Source organism: Streptomyces sp. AcH 505 (assembly GCF_000818175.1).
GTDB lineage: Bacteria > Actinomycetota > Actinomycetes > Streptomycetales > Streptomycetaceae > Streptomyces.
In genome coordinates, this window is the sequence record NZ_JTIY01000002.1 from 928,478 (window position 1) to 931,996 (window position 3,519).

A 3,519-nucleotide genomic window follows, 5' to 3' on the forward strand; every position below is an offset into this window, starting at 1 on the left:
CCGCTGCTCACCCGGGAACAGGGCAAGCCGCTGGCCGAGTCGCGCGCGGAGATCGCCCGTACGGCAGCCCGCTTACGGCACTTCGCCGAGCCTGCCCCCGGTCCCGAGCCGATCAGGGACGGCCGGCCGGTGCGCAGCGAAGTCCGCTGGCGACCGCTCGGGCCCGTCGCCGCGATCGTCCCGTGGAACTTTCCGCTCCAGCTCGCGTCGGCGAAATTCGCGCCCGCGCTCGCCGCGGGCAACACCGTGGTGGTGAAACCCTCACCCTTCACCCCCCTCGCCACACGACTGCTGATATCCGTCGTCTCCACCGCCCTCCCCGACGACGTACTGACGGTCGTCACAGGTCAGGACCCCCTGGGTGCCCGGCTGGCCACCCATCCGGGCATCCGGCACGTGACCTTCACCGGTTCGATCCCCACCGGACGGGCCGTCGCCGAAGGCGCGGCGGCGGCACTGCGCCGCGTCACCCTGGAGCTGGGTGGCAACGACGCCGCCATCCTGCTGGAGGACGTGGATGTGGAGCGGATCGCCGACCGGCTGTTCTGGGCGGCGTTCCGCAACTGCGGCCAGGTCTGTATGGCGGTCAAGCGCGTCTACGCCCCGGCCCGGCTCTACTCCGACGTGGTCGAGGCACTCGCGCAGCGGGCGAAGACCACCGTCGTCGGAGCCGGTCTGGCCCCGGACACCCAGCTCGGCCCCGTCAACAACGGACCCCAACTGACCCGCGTCGAGCGCTACACGGCCCAGGCCCTGACGGACGGGGCGCGTGTCGCGGCCGGCGGTCACCGGCCCGACCGGCCGGGCTACTTCTACGAACCGACGATCCTGGCCGATGTCCTCCCCGACAGCCGGGTGGTGACGGAGGAACAGTTCGGCCCTGTCCTGCCGGTGCTGCCGTACGGGAGCCTCGACGAAGCCGTCGAGGCCGCCAACGACACCCCGTTCGGGCTCGGCGGCTCCGTGTGGGGCACCGATCTCGACCGGGCCGAAGCGGTGGCCGACCGGCTGGAGTGCGGCACGGCATGGATCAACCACCACGCCGAACTGTCCCTCGCCCAGCCCTTCGCGGGCAGCAAGGACAGCGGACTCGGCGTCGCCGGCGGTCGGTGGGGGCTCTACGGAAACCTCCGGCCGTTCGTCGTGCACCGTCCGGAGGAGGTGTGACGCGGCGCTTCGGCGCGGCGGTACTGCGCTCGTACGAGAGCCGGTTCGCCCTTGAAGAGGTGGCCCTCGACACAGCACCCGCTGACGGCGAGATCCTGGTCAGGATCGCCGGCTGCGGGATGTGCCGGACCGATCTCGCGGTCCGGCGCTCGGCGGGCCGCTCACCGCTGCCGGCCGTGCTCGGCCACGAGGGGGCCGGGGTGGTGGTGGAGACGGGCGGCCCGAACACCGGCCTGAGCAGCGGCGATCACGTCGTGCTGAGCTTCGACTCCTGTGGCAGCTGCCGCAGTTGTCTCGCCGCCGCCCCCGCCTACTGTGACTCCTTCGCCTCGCTCAATCTCTTCGGCGGGCGCAAGGAGAACGCGGCGCGGTACACCGACGCGTCCGGAATGGAACTGGCCCCCCGGTGGTTCGGCCAGTCCTCCTTCGCCGAGTACGCGGTGGTGGCGGCCCGCAACGCCGTCCGGGTCGACCCCTCGCTCCCCGTCGAACTGCTCGGACCGCTGGGCTGCGGCTTCCTCACCGGCGCGGGAGCGGTCTTCAACTCCTTCGGTGTGCTGCCCGGTGACACCGTCACCGTCCTTGGCGCGGGGGCGGTGGGACTGGCCGCTGTGATGGCAGCCGCCGCCTCCGGAGCGGCGATCGTGGCCGTCGACCGGCACCCCGAACGGCTTGCCCTCGCCGAACGGTTCGGCGCGATTCCCGTACACGCCGAATCGACCGACCTGCCGGGCCTCATCCGGCAACTGACCGACGGGGGTGCGCGGTACGCCCTGGACACCACCGCCTCCGCCCAGCTCATCAACGACGCGCTGCGCTCCCTGCGCCCGACCGGCCACCTCGGCCTGGTGGCGCGGCTCCACACGGAACTGTCGCTCGAACCGGGTGCACTGGACCGGGGCAGGAAGATCTCGCACATCTGCGAAGGCGACGCGGTGCCGGGGTTGTTGATCCCACGGCTGACCGCGCTGTGGCAGGCCGGCCGGTTCCCGTTCGACGAACTGATCCGCACGTACCCGCTCGCCGACATCAACGAGGCGGAACGCGACTGCGAAGCGGGCCGCGTGGTCAAACCCGTCCTGCTGCCGTAAGGGGAGCAGTCCCGCTCCAGGTCCCCACTCGCTCGTCCCAAGGAGGACATGTGGTCAGCACAACGTCTCGTAACGTCGGCATCGACGGGGTGGAAGGGGGAGTGGGTGTGACGGCTCTCCTGGTCGCCGCGGCGCGGGCGATCGAGACCCACCGCCACGACACCCTGGCACAGGACGCCTACGCGGAGCACTTCGTGCGCGCCGCACCGGCGTCCGCCGGCTGGCCCGTACGGATGCAGCATGTCGCGGACGGCGACGCGAACCCGCTGTGGGGGCGGTTCGCGCGCTACTTCGGCCTGCGGACCAGGGTCTTCGACGACTTCCTCCTCCGGTCGGTGCAGCACTACGCCCGCCAAGTGGTCCTGTTCGGCGCGGGGATGGACTCGCGGGCGTACCGTCTCGACTGGCCTCCCGGCTGCGTGATCTTCGAGATCGACCGGGAAGGAGTGCTGGCCTTCAAGCACCGGGTCCTCGACGGTCTGTCGGCCACCCCGAAGGCGACGCGCGTCCCCGTCCCGGTCGATCTGCGCGCCGACTGGGTGGGCGCGCTGGCCGACGCCGGCTTCGATCCTGCCGCACCGGGCGTCTGGCTCGCCGAGGGGCTGCTGTTCTACCTGCCGGCCGCCGCCGAGACGTATCTCCTCGACACGGTGGACCGGTTGAGTACGCCAGGAAGCGCCCTGGCCTTCGAGGTCAAACTCGACAGGGACCTGCTGGAGTACCGCGACAGCCCGCTCTACACCTCGACGACACGCCAGATCGGCATCGACCTGCTGGACCTGTTCGACAGAGCGCCACGCCCCGACTCCGCCGGTGATCTGGCGCGCAAGGGCTGGTCCACGGCGGTCCACACCCCCTACGACTTCACCCAGCACCACGGACGCGGTCCGCTGCCCGAGCCGAACGACGCACTGGCGGGCAACCGCTGGGTCTTCGCGGACAAGCCCCGACCGTAAGGCTGCATCCGCCGGGTGCGGGTGGGACGGCTGTGTTGTACGAGCCGTCCCACCCCAGGCCCGTCGGTGCGGATTGTTGCGCGACTCCTTGACGCCGGATGACCGGGGTTATAGACATCACCCTGCCTGAGAGCGCTCTCACGATGTTCCACGCTGGACGCGGCTCCACCCGGTCTCCACCCCACATCTGGTGCATCGCGAGCAGAGGAGAACGCACATGTTCCGCAGAAGACCCTTACTGTCCCCGGCACGCGCCGCGCTCGTCACGCTGACCGTCGGCGCGCTGAGCCTTGCCGGTCTGACCG

The 3,519-nt window shown here is 71.0% G+C and carries 3 protein-coding genes; all 3 read left to right on the forward strand.

All coding sequences use genetic code 11. The features are described 5' to 3' along the window. The coding region (locus tag HY68_RS34135; RefSeq protein WP_063779738.1) for an aldehyde dehydrogenase family protein at nt 1-1,167 on the forward strand (1,167 nt) is incomplete at its 5' end. Then, nucleotides 1,164-2,258 (forward strand): NAD(P)-dependent alcohol dehydrogenase, encoded by a 1,095-nt coding sequence (locus HY68_RS34140; protein ID WP_041999299.1) that lies wholly within the window; start codon nt 1,164-1,166, stop codon nt 2,256-2,258. The genes HY68_RS34135 and HY68_RS34140, both read left to right, overlap by 4 nt. Before the next feature lie 50 nt (nt 2,259-2,308). Continuing rightward, complete coding sequence (locus HY68_RS34145) at nt 2,309-3,214, forward strand: class I SAM-dependent methyltransferase (protein WP_041999300.1); 906 nt, start codon at nt 2,309-2,311, stop codon at nt 3,212-3,214. Nucleotides 3,215-3,519: the final 305 nt, after the last annotated feature.